The 17474-nt window shown below is 65.0% G+C and carries 12 protein-coding genes; 3 read left to right on the top strand and 9 right to left on the bottom strand.

Annotation, left to right across the window (positions count from 1 at the left end):
- Positions 1-105: 105 nt before the first annotated feature.
- The 5 genes from KY501_RS46340 to KY501_RS46320 all read right to left on the bottom strand — a co-directional run bounded on the left by KY501_RS46340 (position 106) and on the right by KY501_RS46320 (position 5392).
- Complete coding sequence (locus KY501_RS46340) at positions 106-828, bottom strand: hypothetical protein (protein ID WP_224371375.1); 723 nt, start codon at positions 826-828, stop codon at positions 106-108.
- Entirely contained in the window at positions 825-1421 is a 597-nt protein-coding gene (locus KY501_RS46335) for a hypothetical protein (RefSeq protein ID WP_224371373.1), read from the bottom strand. Before KY501_RS46335 ends, KY501_RS46340 begins: the two co-directional genes overlap by 4 nt.
- A gap of 262 nt (positions 1422-1683) precedes the next feature.
- Entirely contained in the window at positions 1684-2559 is an 876-nt protein-coding gene (locus tag KY501_RS46330) for a hypothetical protein (protein ID WP_224371371.1), read from the bottom strand.
- A gap of 51 nt (positions 2560-2610) precedes the next feature.
- Positions 2611-3615: an RNA ligase (ATP) gene (locus KY501_RS46325; protein ID WP_224371369.1), complete on the bottom strand. Its 1005-nt coding sequence runs from the start codon at positions 3613-3615 to the stop codon at positions 2611-2613.
- Positions 3616-3694: 79 nt separating this feature from the next.
- The gene (locus KY501_RS46320; RefSeq protein ID WP_224371441.1) at positions 3695-5392 is read right to left on the bottom strand and encodes a serine/threonine-protein kinase; all 1698 of its coding nucleotides are present in this window, start codon (positions 5390-5392) and stop codon (positions 3695-3697) included.
- Between the two features lie 369 nt (positions 5393-5761).
- Here KY501_RS46320 and KY501_RS46315 point away from each other — a divergent pair, with 369 nt between their 5' ends.
- Positions 5762-7627, top strand: a complete 1866-nt coding sequence (locus KY501_RS46315) for a DUF7151 family protein (RefSeq protein ID WP_224371367.1) — start codon at positions 5762-5764, stop codon at positions 7625-7627.
- Positions 7628-7661: 34 nt separating this feature from the next.
- On the opposite strand, the gene KY501_RS46310 is transcribed toward KY501_RS46315, so the two are convergent.
- Positions 7662-9485, bottom strand: a complete 1824-nt coding sequence (locus KY501_RS46310) for a sigma 54-interacting transcriptional regulator (protein ID WP_224371365.1) — start codon at positions 9483-9485, stop codon at positions 7662-7664.
- 355 nt (positions 9486-9840) lie between these two features.
- Between KY501_RS46310 and KY501_RS46305 the strand changes: the two genes are divergently transcribed.
- Entirely contained in the window at positions 9841-11406 is a 1566-nt protein-coding gene (locus KY501_RS46305; protein WP_224371363.1) for an endo-1,4-beta-xylanase, read from the top strand.
- A gap of 88 nt (positions 11407-11494) precedes the next feature.
- Positions 11495-12250 carry a hypothetical protein gene (locus tag KY501_RS46300; protein WP_224371361.1) on the top strand — a complete coding sequence of 252 codons (756 nt, stop codon included), beginning with the start codon at positions 11495-11497 and terminating at the stop codon, positions 12248-12250.
- Positions 12251-12259: 9 nt separating this feature from the next.
- On the opposite strand, the gene KY501_RS46295 is transcribed toward KY501_RS46300, so the two are convergent.
- From KY501_RS46295 to KY501_RS46285, 3 genes are read right to left on the bottom strand one after another with little or no spacing between them, the layout of a single operon-like run.
- Positions 12260-14011, bottom strand: a complete 1752-nt coding sequence (locus KY501_RS46295; RefSeq protein ID WP_224371359.1) for a serine/threonine protein kinase — start codon at positions 14009-14011, stop codon at positions 12260-12262.
- A gap of 15 nt (positions 14012-14026) precedes the next feature.
- Positions 14027-15214, bottom strand: a complete 1188-nt coding sequence (locus tag KY501_RS46290; RefSeq protein WP_224371357.1) for an Ig-like domain-containing protein — start codon at positions 15212-15214, stop codon at positions 14027-14029.
- A gap of 46 nt (positions 15215-15260) precedes the next feature.
- A complete protein-coding gene (locus tag KY501_RS46285) occupies positions 15261-17267 on the bottom strand; it encodes an Ig-like domain-containing protein (RefSeq protein ID WP_224371355.1) in 2007 nt (668 codons plus the stop codon).
- Positions 17268-17474 lie beyond the last annotated feature (207 nt).

Here is a 17474-nt window from a genome sequence, read left to right as displayed (position 1 = left end):
GACAGTCGGCTGGGCGCAGGCACTCATGCACGGCAATGCGTCTGACCGCACACCCGTGAAGCGCGGCGGGGCGTATGGCGAGAGGACCTTCGCGAATCCTCATCCTCAGTCCTCTTGAGTAATCCAGCGAACTTGGCCGAACGCTGGCCCGTCCAGGATCTTCAGGGGGATCGACATTTCCGCGCACGACTTTGTTAGTCGCTCCCACACTCGTGGAGCTGCCTCGCGCCGAACGACGAAGTGCGCGAAATCGCCATCAGGGCCAGGACGCATCCACACTAGGAGTGGGTCTTTTATAGCGCCGAAGATTTCCTCCACCCGGTTTGAGTTGAAAGCCGCGTCGACGAGCGGGTAATCCAGCTCGAGTGGTGCTTCTTCGAGATGGGAGACCAGCGCGAATTGTCCTCCCTGGAGCCAGGAGAACGTTGGATCACGGAAGAGCTTCCGCACCAGCTCGGGATCGCGGGTGCAGCGAAGTGGAAATGCGGGGCGTCGTAGAAGCGCCTGGAGTCGAGTCGGTGCAATCAGTCGTGCAGAGCCGCCAGTCACGGTCCTCCATGGAGCGCCCGGAGCCAGATCGACAGTGGAGTCCAGGAACGTGACCAAGCCCGTGTGGCACAAGGTGGCGGCGAGGATTCGCTGAACGTCCTCGGGCACGGCCGCGTCGACGCTGTCGCGGCTCATGACCCAGCCCACCATCGCTTCATCGAGAGGCAGGCGTGAGCCGACAGGGGGACCGGCCAGGGGAGGTGGCGGGGCATGCGTCAGGATCAACGCCACGACCTGCGGCGCCTGATGTCCCGTGCTGGCCTCGTGGCCACCTGTCATCCGCCCTCCGGCACCTTCTCGAAATACGTCTCTTCAATGTAATCGTACCCTTGGCCCGCCGCCCACGAGGCTCCGAAATATCCTCCGATCCCACCAATTACTCCGCCCACAACCCCACCTACCACGGTGCCTCCACCGGGCTCGATCACCGTTCCGACTCCCGCACCGAACTCGCCGCCAACCTCCGTGCCCAACGCCGCGCCAGCCCATCCAGAGGCGACCTTGATGACCTGCCGAAGTCGCTTCTTGGCGACGACAATCGAGTACACATCCGTCACCGCGCCGACGATAACCAAGGTGCGTCCGGCGTATTTGAAAACCTTGGCGGCGTTATAGAGAGCCTTGCCCATGTTACCGGCAGGCGAATGGTTCGTGATGCCGAACACCTGCGCGGTGCCCTGTTGATTCCAATGGTAGTTGAAGGAATTCGTGGTTTTGTTGTACCCGTAGTCGAGTCGCAGATGGCGCTTGCCTGCCACGTCCTGAATGAACACGGTGCTGGTCGAGCCTGTTTTAGGTACATAGCCGCGAGGCGAGAACTCGATGAAGAGCCCGTTTGTTCCAGGAACCGGGATTCGGATGATCGAGGGCATGCCCAAGCCCACGAAGAACGTGCCTGACGGCGTTGAGCCATCGCCGGGATCTGTCTGGGATTGCTGAGCAGAGGACATAGGAGTGCGTCGCGGGATGGGTGAAAGTCACTGCGGTCCTGCAGGGACTTCTTTGCTGCATGGCAGTAACGGTCACCACTTTAAAGACAGTGTGCTCTCCGGGCGTTACCACCTAAGTGGTATTTCTCACTGCTCCCAAGTCACTACTCATGCGCGTGAATTCTTCGCGCACGGCTCCCAACACTCAGGGACAGCCGGAGCTCACCTGGAGCGTGTCATATGCCATCCATCCATTGCGCTTGGTGGTGGTGGCCGCGATGACGTAGCCATAGATGAACTTCATCGTCCCCGACTGCACGCGGTAGCGGCCCGCGCTGTCCTCGACCCAGAGCGGGATGTCGATGGACGGAGCGCCGGAGTCGGTGGGCACATCGAGGCGCTGGAACTTCGTGCCTGCGGGGAAGTGATCCACTGCCGGGCCGCCCAGAGCCATGCCCGGTACGTTGAAGATGAGGTTCACCGAGCGTTGGCCGTTGGCTCGGACCAGCGGCAGATAGTCGCCCGCGCGCTCGTGGGTTGCCGTGCTGTCGTAGACCACCTTCTTCATCTCGAGGGTGGTGTCATGCGAGTTGCGAACTTCGTAGCAGCCCATCTTGGCCAGCCCCGAGCCCAGCGCGGAGACGTGGCCGACCTTCTGCTCGAAGGACGTGCGCCCCAGGATGGCGGAGATGGGCAGCCAGCCCGCGCTCGAGTTGGAGGTCGACACCGCGAAGGCATGGAGCTCACCGGCGAAGGTGCGCGTCTGGCCGTAGTTGAAGGCGGAGCTCGTCCGGGTATTGGTGCCCACGATCGTGCCGTTGCCATCCCGGATGGGCACACCGGACACCAGGCCCCAGTTGTCATCAGCGGGATCGTTCGTGGGGACGCGGTTGCCGCCCGAAACCTGGAGCTTGCAGTTGTACGGGCTCTCCAGGCAGTAGTCGCCGTTCACTCCCGCGTAGGCGGCCTGCTTCTGGCTCGACAGCTCCTCGCCTGCGGCCGAGCCTTCCAGGACAGGCTCGCCACCGCAGGCGGAGGAGATCAGGGCAACGCTGCAAATCGTGAAAATGTGGTTTCGCATGGTAGGATGGAATACCAGGAAAACCCCAAGTGTCAACGCTGCCTGGGCCGTTCAGTCCTCATCCTTCAGCAAGTAGTCATTGTTGATGACCTTGAACGAGAGGCGGCCTCTCAGCGTGGTCGAAGGAGTCTCCACGAGGGGGCGGATCACGATGCCCTCCTTGCGGTTCTTCGTGCCGGCGTAGAGGCCGCGGGCGCGCTCGAGCCAGTGCTCGAGAGTGTGCTCGAAGCGGGCCGCCGCCTCGCCCTCGACGACCTGCTCGATGGGCACGGAGGTGAGACCGTGCTCGGCGCAGAAGGCCACGAAGTCGCGGAACGGCAGGAACCAGCCGGCCCCTGGGCGTGCGTCGTAGACGCTGAACACGCGCAGCTCGACCGAAGCCAGCCCCAGGCGGTTCTTCTGGATGCCCGGCCCGCACAGCTCGCCCTGGATGGCGCGCCCCGGGGGCAGCACCTCGGCGAGGCGGAGTGCCTCGACGGTCCTCCACACCGGGTTGGAGCTGGGGCGAAGCGCCCAGTTGCGCGAGCAGACGACGAGCGGACCCTCGAGCGGCCGGAAGAAGGTGGCCGAGGTGCCATCGCACTTGGTGGACACGTAGAAGTCCCGGCCTCGCAGCTCGTCGAGCACCCCGAGCGCGGACTGGAGGCGGATCTCATCCGTCTTGGGAATCTCAGCGGGGAAGGGGCCGGCGACCTCTCGGGTGTCGGGCAGGGCAGGCTCGAACTTGGTGACGCCGAGGCGATCGCGGACGTCGGTGCCCTCGGGAGGCACCTCGCCGGAGAGGATGTTGACCGGCAGCGCCAGCCCCTGGGAGAGCACGCCTCGGAGCTTGAGGGTCTTCACGCGGAAGCCGTGTGGGCGGAGGAACTCGGCCCAGGGTGCGCCCTGGGGCAGGAGGCTGTCGATCTCGAAGAACACGCAGGGATCGCCGGGACGGAACTCCCCCTTCTTGACGACGACGTTCCAGCCCATGACCCGGGCCGCGACGATCTGATCAGCACCGGCGATGGGCGTGATGCTCTCGACGGTGCGGATCGACACCAACTTTCTCTCCATGACACGATTCTCCTGGGGATTGCAGAGGGGCGCAAAGCGGGGCAGGGGACGGGAGGATCTCCGCCGTCTGACGTGCGCCTCAATGGGGCAGGAGGAACTTGCGCTCCCAGGCATCCAGCATCGCCGCCGCCTTCGTGCGTTGCTCTTCGGTCGTGGCGAGGTCGGCCATCCCCTGGATCTCCATCAACCGAGCCATGGCCGGGGAGGACACTGCCCGCTCGTCCATTCTGCGCAACCGCACCGCTGCATCAGCCAACCTTTGCTGGAGGGCTTCGTGATCAGGAGCCTTGCTGAGCATGGTGGGCTGGTTCGCATTGGGCGCCAAGCCAGTTGGCGTCGGCATCCGTGGACCTTGTGAAGGAACGTGCTTGCCGGAGGTGGCAGGGGGCTCCTTCTCGATCGGAAGGGGAGTTGGATCTGGCATCCGGGGAGCCCTGGCTGGACGCCGAGGCGGCGTGGAGGGCTCGGTTTTGACCTTCGCCTCGGTAGCAGGCTCAGAAGCTCTGGATGTCCCTACAACGGCTTCTGCCGCGCCGTTCCGTATAGGGGCGACAGGCTCGGGCGTTGATGGGGGCGGACTCGGTGCAATGTGGGCAGTTTCTGCCGCAGGTGCAGGTTTGGGCTTTGGTGCCTGCACTGAAGAGGGTGGCTCTTGAGAGAACACCTTCACCAATACTCCTCCCGTTGTGAGAGCTAGGACGAGGGCTCCTGCTCCCAGCCGCCACGAGTGTCCGAACTGGCTGGATATCGTCGAGCGCGCGGATGGCTTCTGCTTGGGTGCGAGCACGCCAACGATGGACGGGGGGGTTGGAAGGACGATGGTTGGCGACGATTCGAGCTCTTCGGTAGCCCGTGTGCTCCTCTGCAAATCTCCGCCATGCCGGGGGAGGAATGCTTCGAGTTCCTGGCGCACAGCCTCCGTGGACTGGAAGCGCTGGGACGGTCGCTTGGCGAGCAACTTCAGCACGATCCTTTCGAGTTCCACGGGCAGGTCAGGCACGAGGCTCGAAGGCCTTGGTGGCTCCTCTTCAACCTGCGCGAAGATGACCTGCATCTGCTCTCCAATGAAGGGACGTCTCCCCGTGAGCAATTGGAAGGCGATGACTCCGACGGCGTAGAGATCCGCGGTGGGCTCTACCCGTTCCCCTCGGATCTGCTCTGGAGCCATGTACTCCGGTGTTCCCAGGACATGACCTGACATGGTCAGTGAGCCCAGGCTCTGCGACGCCACCTTGGCGATTCCAAAGTCGAGCAGCTTGACAGAGTGGGAGCCACCGGACTCCTCGAGAAATACATTACCGGGCTTCAGATCGCGGTGGATGACTCCTCCTCGATGGGCTGCCCCCAACGCGGCCAGCATCTCGTCGAGGATTCTCGCAGCCTCATTCGCTTTGACCCTTCCACGCTGTCGGATGAAGACGTCCAGAGATACTCCCTGGAGGAGCTCCATCACTACATAAGGCCGGCCGTCTGGGAGCTGTCCGAAGCCGAAGATGTCGATGACGCCGCGGTGTCGGATGGCGTTGACGACTTGCGCTTCCACCAACAGCCGCTTGACCAGATCGCCAGCTTCAGCGAACTCGGCCTTCAGCACCTTGATTGCCACCTGCTTGCCGATCAGCGGCTGAACCGCGCGATAGACGATTCCCATCCCTCCCGCGCCGATACGCTCTTGGATGACGTATTCGCTGACCTGGAGGTCTACCAGGGGATCACCCCGTCGATCCGAGACGGGAGCGGGAGCGAGTGAATGCCCGTCCCATGGACAGAACACCATGCCATTCGGAAACTGCCGGCCGCAGGACGAGCACTTCATGAGGGGCCGCCTGCCGAATGGGCATTCTGAAGCCGCGGGACCTGGGAGAACTCGCGCACGATCCATGGCCGTACGCGTCTCTGCTGACCCCTGCCATTCTCTTCGAGGGGTACCTCCCTGCGGCGCGGTCTCGGCGCACTGGTACGGTTGTAGGACCAGTTGGCTCCAGCCGCCAACCGGAGGCGCTCCAGACTCACGGGTATGGCTGTCGGATCTTCCGTTCGTACTTTCGTGGCGGTACAGAACCCCTCTCTCTCTCCGCATACCTTGAGTGGGTACTGACGCTGCATCTCCTGCTCTGCCTTTCAGGTAGCCCTGGACGGCACAGGCATGCGCGAGCTTTCAGAGAGGGCTTTGGACATGACAATGGGAAGGCTGCTCGGTGGCGGCATTCTGGGAGTGCTGCTCGTCGCGTGCGGCTCGGCTGGGAGGAATGGCACCGATGGAGAGGATGGGAGGACTTCGTTGGTCCAGGTCGTGCCCGAGCCACCGGGAACGCACTGTCAGTACGGCGGCACATGGGTGAAGTCCGGGCTCGATACGAATGGCAACGAGAATCTGGACGCCAACGAGGTGACTCAGAGTTCGTACACCTGCAATGGGGCTTCTGGTGGAGACGGCTCTCGCATGCTGGTGCGAGTGGATCCCGAGCCGGCGGGCGTCAACTGCGCTCAAGGGGGCAATCGAGTTGGCGTCGGACAGGATGTCGACGGCAACGGTACGCTCGAGCTCTCGGAGGTGACGACCTCGGCTTATACCTGCAATGGAGCGCCGGGCAATTCGACTGGAACGCTAGCGCTGGTGAGTCTGGACCCCGAACCCGCCGGTGCGAATTGCGCGCAGGGTGGAACTGCGGTGCGCAGCGGGTTGGACTCCAATGGCAATGGGACGCTGGATGCGAGCGAGGTGAAGCAGACCCAATATGTCTGCTCGGGCATTTCGCTCTATGCGACGCGCTGGGCCACGTCGCCAGCAGTCTCGTCCACGGGCGAGTTGCCTGCCGGCTTCTGGTTTCCCTCTGGGCGCAAGGCAAGCATTTTCAAGACGACCAGTTCATCCAGGCTCAAGATCTCCATCTCCGACAACCTGGCCGTAGGGAATGGCGTCAATGGAGGCTCTGGCTACTATCAAGTGAGGATGAATGGCGGTTACGTGTTGAATGCTGATTGTATTCAGCGGCAACTCACCTGGAATGTGAGTGGTTGGGCGAGTTTATATTACTTCCCATTCGCGACAGTATGTCTCACAGACCCCCTCCCGGCGGGGCTCTACGAGTTCGAGACCTGGGGTTATGCTGTAGCTGGCACTGAGTTCGTTGGCGGCCCCATGTCGCAACCCGTGATGCTGGTGGAAGAACTGAACTCGGCGTCCACATATGGTTTCAGCATGGCGGGTGGTCTTGCGACGACAACGAGCACGACCTTCCAGCGCGCGCCTGGACGAACCGCCGTCTACACCAAACAGACCGCGAACACCTTGCTCAAGGTGACGTTGGCTGACACATTTCGTGCGGGCTACAACTCCAATGGGGGATCGGGCTACATCCTGATCAGGATGGATGGTCAGGATACGACTTGCTCCACGATCCAGTATGACGCACAAGGGACTGGCGGTGATTTCCATCACCCGTTTGTCATGACCTGTGTGCTCTCGAATGTTGCTGCGGGTGATCATACATTTACAACATGGTTCCGCTCGGTTAATGGCAGTGAGGCGTATATAGGTTGGGAACGCCCCTACTCCTTGCTGCTGGTCGAGGAGATTTCGGGCCAGAATCTCACATATGTCAATGCGGGCACTGCCAGTGGTGAGATTAGCGGTGATTGGGCAGGGGTCGGTGCTCGCCAGATACAACACACGGTAGGTGCGGCAGGGAAGACGCTGCTCGTCACATATTCGGACACATTTAGAGCAACTTTGAATTGCAATGGGCGATGGGGATACTATCAACTCTATGTTGATGGCCTACCCACTTACTGCACGAATGGTCAATATGCATACAACGGGAATGCTGCGGCGGCTCAGAATCATCATCATTCCGTCAATCAGTTGTGCTTAGTGAAGAACTTGGCGCCGGGACCGCACACGTTTTCTATCTGGTCGTCGACGAAGCACTCCGACGGCACGACTTGTGGTTCCAACTACTTTGGGTGGAATCGTGGCCAGAGTCTGCTGATGGTGGAAGAGCTTCCTTAAACACCAAGCAGAGCCAGGGCAGAGTTTGGCTTCGTCAATCCTTGCGCGATGGCATACCCGATAGGAATTGAGGGTCCATTGCTGCATACCGCTTGAGTTTGGTGAGGAAGGTGCGCAGCGGCATGTGGATCAGTTCCGCCGCTCGCGTCTTGTTGCCCCCGGCGGCCGTCAGTGCCGCCTGGATTCGGCTCCGTTCCAGATCCCGGATCTCCTCGTCGATGGGCCGGAATTCGGGGTGCGATCGGGCGGCTGGCTGTCGCGGCTCCGGAGTCTCCAGCGAGGAGCTGGAGGTGACCGGGCGCCCGATGGCCTCCCATAGCGGCTCCGGAGTCAGCACGTCCTCGGAGACGCTCGCCGCGATGAAGTCCATCAGGTTCTTGAGTTCGCGGACGTTGCCCGGCCAGGAATGCGCTGAGAGCACTTCGATCGCACCCGCTGTGATGGTCATCCTCGGGCGGCCCACCTTCTGGCAGGCCTCCTCGAGGAACTTCTGGCTCAGGATGGGCACCTCCAGCTTGCGATCCCGCAGCGGCGGCAGCCACAGCCTGGCCGCGCCCAGCCGGAAGTAGAGATCCTGCCGGAAGCGGCCCGCCTTCACGTCCTGCTCGAGATCGCGATTCGTGGCGCTGACGAGGCGCAGGTTGAGGGTGTGCTCCACCGTGCCGCCCACCCTCGTGAAGCGCTGCGTGTCCAGCACGCGCAGCAACTTGGCCTGGACGCTCAAGGACAGCTCTCCCACCTCGTCGAGGAAAAGCGTCCCTCCGTCCGCTGTGGCCAGCAGGCCTTCCTTGGTGCTCACCGCGCCGGAGAAGGCTCCCTTCTCGTGCCCGAAGAGCTCACTCTCTACCAGTGCCTCCGGGAGCGCGGCGCAGTTCATCGCCACGAGCGGCCCTCCCGCACGGCTGGACCAGTGGTGGAGCGCCGAGGCTGCCAACTCCTTGCCCGTCCCCGTCTCTCCCAGCACGAGCACGGGCAGCTCGGCCTTCGCGAGCCTCCCCACCAGCGCGTAGAGCCGCAGCATCGCCGGGTCCGCCACCGCCACCGAGGCGTTTCCCACCTTCAGGACCTTGAAGGTCTGTGCCGCAGCCCCCACCTGGCCCGTCGTCGCCGCCGAGGCCGCCGAGCGCGCTCCCGACAGCAGCGTGTCCACGTCACAGCCATCCGACGGGTAGCAAGCGAAGCCCGCCCTCCACTCGCCACCCCCACGCGCCCCCACCAGCCGGGCCACGACCGTTCCCGCCGCTTCTCCGCCCACCTCGGGCAAAAGGATGAGCAATTGCCCGTTGCCGGCTCGCCCGAGCACGTCGATGAAGCGCAACTGCCCCGCGATGGCCGTCGCGGCCGCGTCGTCCAGCCCCTCCTGGCACAGCAGCGTCACCAGGGTGACGGGCCGCCCATATCGGACAGCGCGCTCCAACTCTTCCTCCACGCGCTGGCGGAAACGCCCCAGTTCCAGTGGGGGCCGCCGCGTCCGCGGACCCGTACGCCCGTGGAAGATCAGCGTCACCCCGCACAGGCTGATCACGTCTCCCGAGATCAACAGCCGCGGAGCGTGGATGCGCTCTCCATTCACCAGCGTGCCGTTCTGGCTCCCCAGATCGGCGACATAGGCCTCGTCTCCGCTTACCAGGAGCCGGGCGTGCGAGCGGGAGATGGCCGTGTCTTGCAGCCTCACCTGGGCATTCTCCGCTCGGCCGATCAGCACCTCGCCCGAAGAGGGAAGATGCACGATCCGTGACGAGTCGCTCTCGAACACAAGCAGATAAGCGCTCTCGAGCACCGGCGGATGTTCCCGGCGGGTGCTGGGTCCCCCCTCGTTGACGGCGGTCGAAACGCCGACCTCGCTGGCCTTGCTCATGTGTCGCCAGAAGCCTTCCATAGGGGCTGTGCACGCACAACGTCCACCAACGTGAGCCGGCACCCCCTCGGGCCATGCCAGAGCGGCACGCCAAAGCTGCATGCCACCATGCGGACGCGGCACGGTCGCTGTCCCTTCGGACACCCGCCCCGCTCGGGAACGCCCTCCTGGCATGTTTTACGCACCGCACACCGCGGTTTCCTGCTCGCAGAAGGGAAGCAGGCGGTCGAACGCTCTCCAGCGCGCCCCGCTCCGGGGCTGAAGGTGCAACGGCATGCAGTGCAGATGGGCTCTCGGGTGTCTGGTTGTCGTTCTGGGGGTGGCGTGCGGGGGGAAGCCTTCTCCCGACGAGCCTGTGGATCGCACTGCACCTCAGCTCTCCCTCACGTGGCCTTCGTCTGCGGCCGTCGTGAGTGGCTCGGTGGAGGTGCGCGGCGAGGCCTCGGACGACCAGGAGGTCAGTGCGGTCGAGGTCCAGGTGGACAAGGGCTCCTTCGAGCCGGCCTCCGGAACGACGGAGTGGAGCTACCTCTGGGACACCTCCTCCGTCTCGGAGGGCTTCCACACGTTGACGGTGCGCGTCACGGACAGTGGGGGCAACCTCGCACTCACCGCGGTGCTGGTGAACGTGAGCCAGCCCCGTCCGGAACTCCCCATCGGCATGTCGCTCGCCTTTCCCCTGAGCGGCGGCGTGGTCGGAGACACCCTCCGCGCCTCGGCCTCCTTCACCAACACCAGCACCCAAGCCGTGACACTGCCTCGGCTGCTCCTCACGGCACGGCCTCCGGGATCCACCCTCTCCGAAGGACCCGTGGTGGACTTCGAGCCCGTGCTCGGTCCGCAGACGCTCGGTCCGGGCGAGACGGTGCAACTCGAGGCTTTCGCTCGGACGCGGATGCTCGATCCCGTCGGCATCTGGCAGGTCCTCCCGAGCTACGAGGATGACACTCACACCGCGCACTTCGGCCCCGTGCAGGCCATTCCGATGCGGCGGCAGGTGCGCCTGGGCGCCGCTACCAACCAGGGGCCTCTCTTCAATCCGAACGAGCCCCTCTATCAGCAGACCTTCCTGGCCTGGTTCGACTCGTTGACCCCCGAGTATGAGATGAAGATCGCCCAGCTTCAGCCCAAGGAAGGCCAGTTCGAGTTCGCCAACGCGGACCGGTTGGTGGCCTTCGCGGAGCAGAACGGCAAGACGGTTCGCGGCCATACCCTCATCTGGGGCAACTCGCTGCCCTCATGGCTCACCTCGAAGACCTGGACGCGCGAGGAGCTCATCCAGGTGCTCGAGACGTATGTGACGACCGTGGTGGGGCACTACCGCGGCCGCATCCCCGAGTGGGACGTCGTGAACGAAGCCATCGACGACAATGGGGCGATGCGCAGCAACCTCTGGATGGACACCATCGGCCCTGAGTACATCGCCCTGGCCTTCAAGGCGGCGCACCAGGCCGATCCCGCCGCCAGGCTCTTCTACAACGACTTCTCCGCAGAGAAGCCCAACGCCAAGGCCGCCGCGATCTACGACATGGCCGTCGCGCTCAAGGCGCAGGGAATCCCCATCGACGGCATCGGGATGCAGGCGCACGTCTCGCCGAATTACTACCCGACCCAGCAAGAGCTCGAGACGGTGATCGCCCGGCTCGAGAGCGCGGGGCTGGAGGCCGAGTTGACCGAGGTCACCGTCAACCTCTCCAAGGTCTCCGACATGCCCGAGTCCGAGCGGTTGGCACTGCAAGCGAAGATCTACCAGGGCATGGTGGCCGCCTGTCAGGCCCACCGCGCGTGCACGCGCGTGACGACCTGGGGGCTCACCGATAAATACAACTCGATGGGGAGCCAGAGCGCGCCACTCCTCTTTGATATCCAGTATCAGCCCAAGCCCGCGCTGGGCGTGGTCCGGAGCATCCTCGGGCGCTGAGTTCTCCTTTTTCCCGAGGATGTCGCGTTGTGGCCCTTGCGAGGGCTGCGGTAGATTGCTTCCGGTTTTCATCGGATCCGGAGCGGGTATGCGTCTGAGCTGGCAGGGCCTGTTGCTCGTCCTCTTCCTCGCGGTACCCGCGTTCGCCGCACCCAAGCCCAACCCCTTCCTCGCCCAGGCGAAGGTTCACTACCAGGGCCTCGAGTTCGAGAAGTGCCTGAAGCGGCTCGAACAAGCGGGCCGGTGGAAGGACAACACCCGCGCCGAGCAGGTGGATATCGAGCTCTACTCGGGGCTCTGCTCGTTCAGCCTGGGCAACGAGACGGATGCGCGCAAGGCGTTCTCCCTGGCGCTCGAACTCGATCCAAAGGTGGAGCTGCCTGCGTACTCGAGCCCCCGGTTGATCACCTTCTTCGATGCGCTCGCGCAAGGCGTGCCAGGCCGGGCCGCTCCCGTGGCGGAAACTCCGCCCGCGCAGCCCGAGCCCACGCCAGCTCCGGTGGCGCCTCCTCCGGTGCAGGAGGCGCCTCGCAAGGTGGAACTGCAGCCGCCGGCTCCGGGTCCGACACCGGTACTCACCCAGACGGCGCCGGCCCCGGAGCCCAAGAAGGTGTTGCTCCCCCTGTTGCTGTCGGGCACGAGCGTGGCGGCCGCGGGCGGAGCGATCTACTTCGACTCGCAGGCGCGCTCACACGAGAAGCAGGCGAATGATCGGGACACCTTCTATGAAGATGCGCTGGCCAGCCAGGACAAGGCCCGGCGAGATGCGCGCCTGGCCAACGCGGCCATCGGAGTGGCTACCGCCGCGGCGGTGGGAGCCGTACTCGCCTACGTGCTGCAGTGAGCTGTCCGCTCACATCCCATCGAGCAGGTTGATGCGCAGCACCACGCCCCGGTGCGGCTGGACGACGACCTTGACCTTCTTCTCGACCTCAAGGTCCTTGTTCACCAGCGTGAGCGTCTGCGTTCCGCTCGGGAGTTCGATGGCCCCCATGGGCGTCACCCCCATCGACTTGCCCGCGTAGAAGACCTCGGCCCAGGGATTCACCCGCAGCGTCACGGTTCCCGTAGAGGGTTTAGCCGGTGTGCGCTGTGCGGGGTGGGCCGCGGGTGCGGCGGCATCCTCGCGGCGTGGCTCCTTCGCCTCAGGGCTGGGGACGGCGGGCTGTGCTGCCGCGATGGCAGGAGGCGTTGCCGAGGGCGGGGAAGTGGGGGCCGCCGGCGCCTGAGGTTCCGGGGTCTGCGGTGGCGGGAGTTGCGCGGCTGGCACCGCGGTGGGAGGCACTGCCGCGGGAGCCGGGGCTGGCTCGGATACGCGCTCCTCGCGGCGCGTGAGCATCGCCGCGCCAACGGCCACCACGAGCATGAGCGCGCTGACGCCAGGCCAGAGCCAGCGCTTGTTCGAGGGCTTGTTGGGAGACGGCTCGGCGGGCGGTGAAGGCGAGGCCGCCGGGGCAGGAGCCGCGGCCGCGGAGGCCGCGAAGTCGGTGGAGATATCCACGTTGACCCACTGCGACGTCGCTGCTTCCTGCGGCTGTACCGGTTTCGGGGGAACCTGTACGGAAGAAGGTGTCACGCCCGAGAAGGACTCGGGCGTGGGCAGCCCGAAGGGCGCGCCGTCCCGATGGCGAGGGCTGATCACCGTGGCCATGTCCGCCTCTTCGGTGAACAGGCCCTGCAGCAGCGTCTTCACCTCTTCCTGTGCCACGCCGCCCATGCCGAGCACGAAGATCTCGAGTGCCGTCGACATGCTCTCCGCCGTCGGGAAGCGCTCCTGGGGGTTCTTCTCGAGGGCGCGGCGGCAGATCTCCTCCAGCTCCGCGGGGATGTTCGGCCGCAGCTCTCTCAGCGGCTTGGACGAGTCCTGGATGATGGCCTTGACGAGCGCGGCCTCCGAGGTGCCCTGGAAGGGACGCTCTCCCGAGAGCAGCTCATAGAGGACCACTCCCATGGCGTACACGTCCGTGCGCGCATCCGCCGGGTGGCCGCTCAGCTGCTCGGGGGCCATATAGGCGTACTTGCCCTTCACCGTCCCGGCGCCCGTGGTGGAGATGGACGTGGAGGCCTTGGCGATGCCGAAGTCCACCACCTTGACGCTCCCGTTGAAGCCCACCAGCACGTTGTCCGGGCTCACGTCGCGGTGGACGAGCTTCAGCAAGCGTCCGGTCTCGTCCGTGAGCGTGTGCGCGTAGTGCAGCCCCTTGAGCGCCTGCGCGCAGATCCATGCGGCGAAGCCCACGGGCCCATCCATCTGGCGCTCGTCCATGCGGCGCTTGATGGCGCGCAGGTTCATCCCGTGGATGAACTCCATCGCGATGAAGTAGGTGCCGTGGTGCTCTCCCAGCTCGAAGATCTGGACGCAGTTGGGGTGCGAGAGCTGCGCAGCGAGCCGCGCCTCGTTGAGGAACATCTCGACGAATTTCGGCTCCCTCCCCAGATGCGTCAGCATGCGCTTGACCACCACCGTCTTCGAGAAGCCAGCGGGTCCCTCCTGGCGCGCCAGGAAGACCTCCCCCATCCCGCCCGTGGCCAGCAGCTTGATGAGCCTGTACTTGCCCAGGCGGTTCTCGGACATGGGGAAGGCGAGGATCTGAGCGGGAGCCATGGAGTCCGGCCGATCTTACGGGAAGTAGCGGTCCTGCAGGTAGGCCTCGACCAGATCCACTTCGGACTGGCTCAGCAAGCGAGCGAAGACGAGCACCTCAGCGAGCTCGGTCTGCGCGAAAGCGCTGTCGAGGAGATCCTGGCGGCCACCGAGCATCAGGCCACCCATGCCGGCGGAGCCCGGATCATGGTTGTTGATGAACTCGTCGATCCGGTTGGCGCGCAGGCGCGAATTGGCGCCGTCGTACACGGCGGTGACCTGGTAGAAGCTGTCGGTCGTCTTCTGGGCGCCCGGGCTGGCGAACTTGCCCGCGAAGAGCTGGAGCCCTCCCAGGGGGATGTTGGTGGCCTGCAGCCGGATCCGGTTGCCACCTGCCGCCGTGGGCGCGTCGTACAGCGTCTTGTTCACGTCGGCGGGCGGGGCCTTGTACACGAGGAAGACGAAGAGCGGCTGGGGCAGCGGCCCGGTGAAGGCGGGCGAGCGCAGGTAGTCTCCGGTGCCCGTCGTATTGCCATCGAACGCGACGGTGGGCCGGCCATTGACTCCGGTGAGCTTGAAGAGGGGCTGACGGGAAGCGTCGGGCTGGCTCACGTCGTGCGCGTTGCCCGACAGATCCGACCAGGACGAGACCGGAGCGCCATCCGCCGGGAGCGGCACGTCGCGGCCGAGCAGGCTGTCCGCGGAGAGGTGCAGCGCCAGGCCCGGTGGCAGCAGGGCCACGTACACCGTGGCGGTGGAGGACTGGGTGGTGTCCTCCACGCTGGTGGCGACCACGTGGTAGGTGCCGTTCTGGGCCGGAGCCGTGTAGAGGCCGGCTGCATCGATGGTCCCACCGGCGGCGCCCTCGCTGACGCTCCAGGTCACGGAGGTGTCGCTCGCGTTGGTCACGGTGGCCGTGAACGTATAGCTCTTGGAGGGGGCGACGCTCACCGAGGAGGGGTTCACGCTGATCGTGACGGTGTGGGGCCCTCCGTCCGTGCCGCCATCGGTGCCACCATCGGTGCCGCCATCCGTCCCCCCGTCCGTGTTCGGGCCTCCATCGGGCAGCGGCTCCTCCACGGACTGGCAGCGCAGCTCGATGCAGACCTGCTCGGGAGGACAGGCGTGCGTGTCATCGCACCGGCGCCCGGGGGGCTCGGTGAAGTTCACCGAGCATCCGGCAAGCAGGATGCAGCCAACGCAGAAGATCAGGAGTCTGTTCATGGAGGGGAGAGCGACCGGCTTCGACGAGGGCCATGCAGGCCCTGGATCAAGGGAAGTAGCGGTTCTTGAGATACCCTTCGATCTGAGTCAACTCCGGGTCACTGAGGTCGCGGGTGTAGACGAGCAGCTCCGCGAACTCGGTCTGAGCGAAGGCGTTGGCCAGCAGATCCTGCCGCCCACCCAGCATGAGACCGGCCATGCCCAGGGAGCCGGGATCATGGTTGTTGAGGGTCTCATTGGCTCCGTTGGCGCGCAGGCGCGTGTTGGCGCCGTTGTACACGGCGGTGACGTAGAAGAAGTTCCCTGCCGTCTTGGCGGTGCCAGGGCTGGTGAACGTACTCGAGTAGAGCTGCAGCGCACCTACGGGCACGGTGGTGGCCTGCACCCGGATCCGGTTGGTACCCGTGCTGGGCGGTGCGTCGATCAGGGTCCTGTTGGTGGTACCCACGTTGGGGGACCTGTACACGAAGAAGAGCGTGATGGGCTGGGCGAGCGCGGACGGGAAGGCATCCGAGCGCAGGTAGTCTCCCTGGCCCGCGGTCGCCGAGCCATCGAACACGACCGTCGGGCGCCCGTTGAGGCCATTGAGCTTGAAGAGGGGCTGCCGGACGGCCTCGGTCTGGCTCAGGTCCCGCCCATTCCCCGAGAGGTCCACCCAACTGCTCACGGTGGCTCCATCCGCGGGCAGGGTACCCGAGGGGCCGAGCAGCTGATCCGCCGACAGGTGCAGGGCCAGGCCGTCCGTCGGGAAGGGCGTCGTCACCGTGATGGTGGCCGTGGCGCTCTTCGTCGGATCCGCCTCGCTGGTGGCCACGACGTGATAGGTGCCCGGCGTGGAGGGCGCGGTGTAGAGGCCGGCGGTGTCGATGGTGCCACCCGCGGTGCCCTCCTGGATCGTCCAGGTCACCGCGTTGTTGCTGGTGTTGCTGACGGTGGCCACGAACTGCTGGGTCTGGCCGACGATGAGCGCCGCGGTCGCAGGGCTCACGCTCACCATGATGGAGTCCGTGACGGTCACCGTGGCGGTGGCGCTCTTGGTGGAGTCAGCCACGCTGGTGGCGACCACGTGATAGGTGCCCGCAGTGTCAGGAGCCGTGTAGAGGCCCGAGGCGTCGACGGTGCCGCCGCCTGTCTCCGTCACGCTCCAGGTCACCTCGGTGTTCGTCGTGCCCGTCACCGTCGCGGTGAATTGCTGGGTGCCGTTCGTGCGGAGCATGGCGTCTGTCGGGTTGAGTGAGACACCCACGACCGGACGCGCGGTGACCGAGACGGTCGAGGTGGCTTTCTTCGAGGGATCCGCCACGCTGGTGGCGACCACGTGGTAGGTGCCCGCGGCGCCAGGAGCCGTGTAGAGGCCCGAGGTGTCGACGGTGCCGCCGCCCGTCTCCGTCACGCTCCAGGTCACCTCCGTGTTCGTCGTGCCCGTCACCGTCGCGGTGAAGGCCTTGGTCTCGCCCGTGAGGAGGGTGGCGGTGGTCGGCTCCACACTCACGGAGATGATGGTCTGCAGCGGATCCACCGTCACGGTGGCGGTGGCGCTCTTGGTGGCGTCGGCCACGCTGGTGGCGACTACGTGGTAGGTGCCCGGTGCGTCGGGGGCTGTATACAGACCCGAGCTGGAGACAGTGCCGCCGTCCGCCTCCGTCACACTCCAGCTCACCGCGGTGTTCGCATTGCCCGTCACCGTCGAGGTGAACTGCTGCGTGGTGCCGACGGTCAGCCGCGCCGACACAGGCGACAGGCTCACCGCGACCGGGAGCTCCAGGGCGTGCACGTTGACCGTCGCAGAGCTGCTGCGCTTGGAATCCGCCTGGCTGACGGCCACGACGTGATACGTCCCCTCGACGGAGGGGGCGGTGTAGAGGCCGTCCGGGTCGAGCGTCCCGGCGCTGGGGCCCTCGTGGAGCGACCAGGTCACCGCGGTGTTCTCGAGGCCTGTGACGGTGGCTGTGAAGCGCTGCTGCTGCCCGAAACCCAGGTTGACGGCACGAGGGTTGATCGAGATGGAGGGGAGATTCTCTCCCGGTTCTTCATCTTCAGCGCACTGTATCAAGAATGCTGCGACAAATAGCAGGACGATACTTGACGACACTCGAGCACGGCTCATCTGGCTCCCCAATGGCCAAGGTGAAATGCCCTGCGATGTAGGCAATAAATGCCACATATCGAATAGTCGTGAAAATGTGGGAATCCGGAGTGAACCGCGCACCCTTCTTAGGGTGGAGGTCCATGATTCCGGGCGACAGAGAAATTTCCGCCC

The organism is Hyalangium versicolor (genome assembly GCF_020103695.1).
GTDB lineage: Bacteria > Myxococcota > Myxococcia > Myxococcales > Myxococcaceae > Hyalangium > Hyalangium versicolor.
Note: the sequence above shows the minus strand (reverse complement) of the source record. Positions and strands in the feature narration are given on the sequence as shown.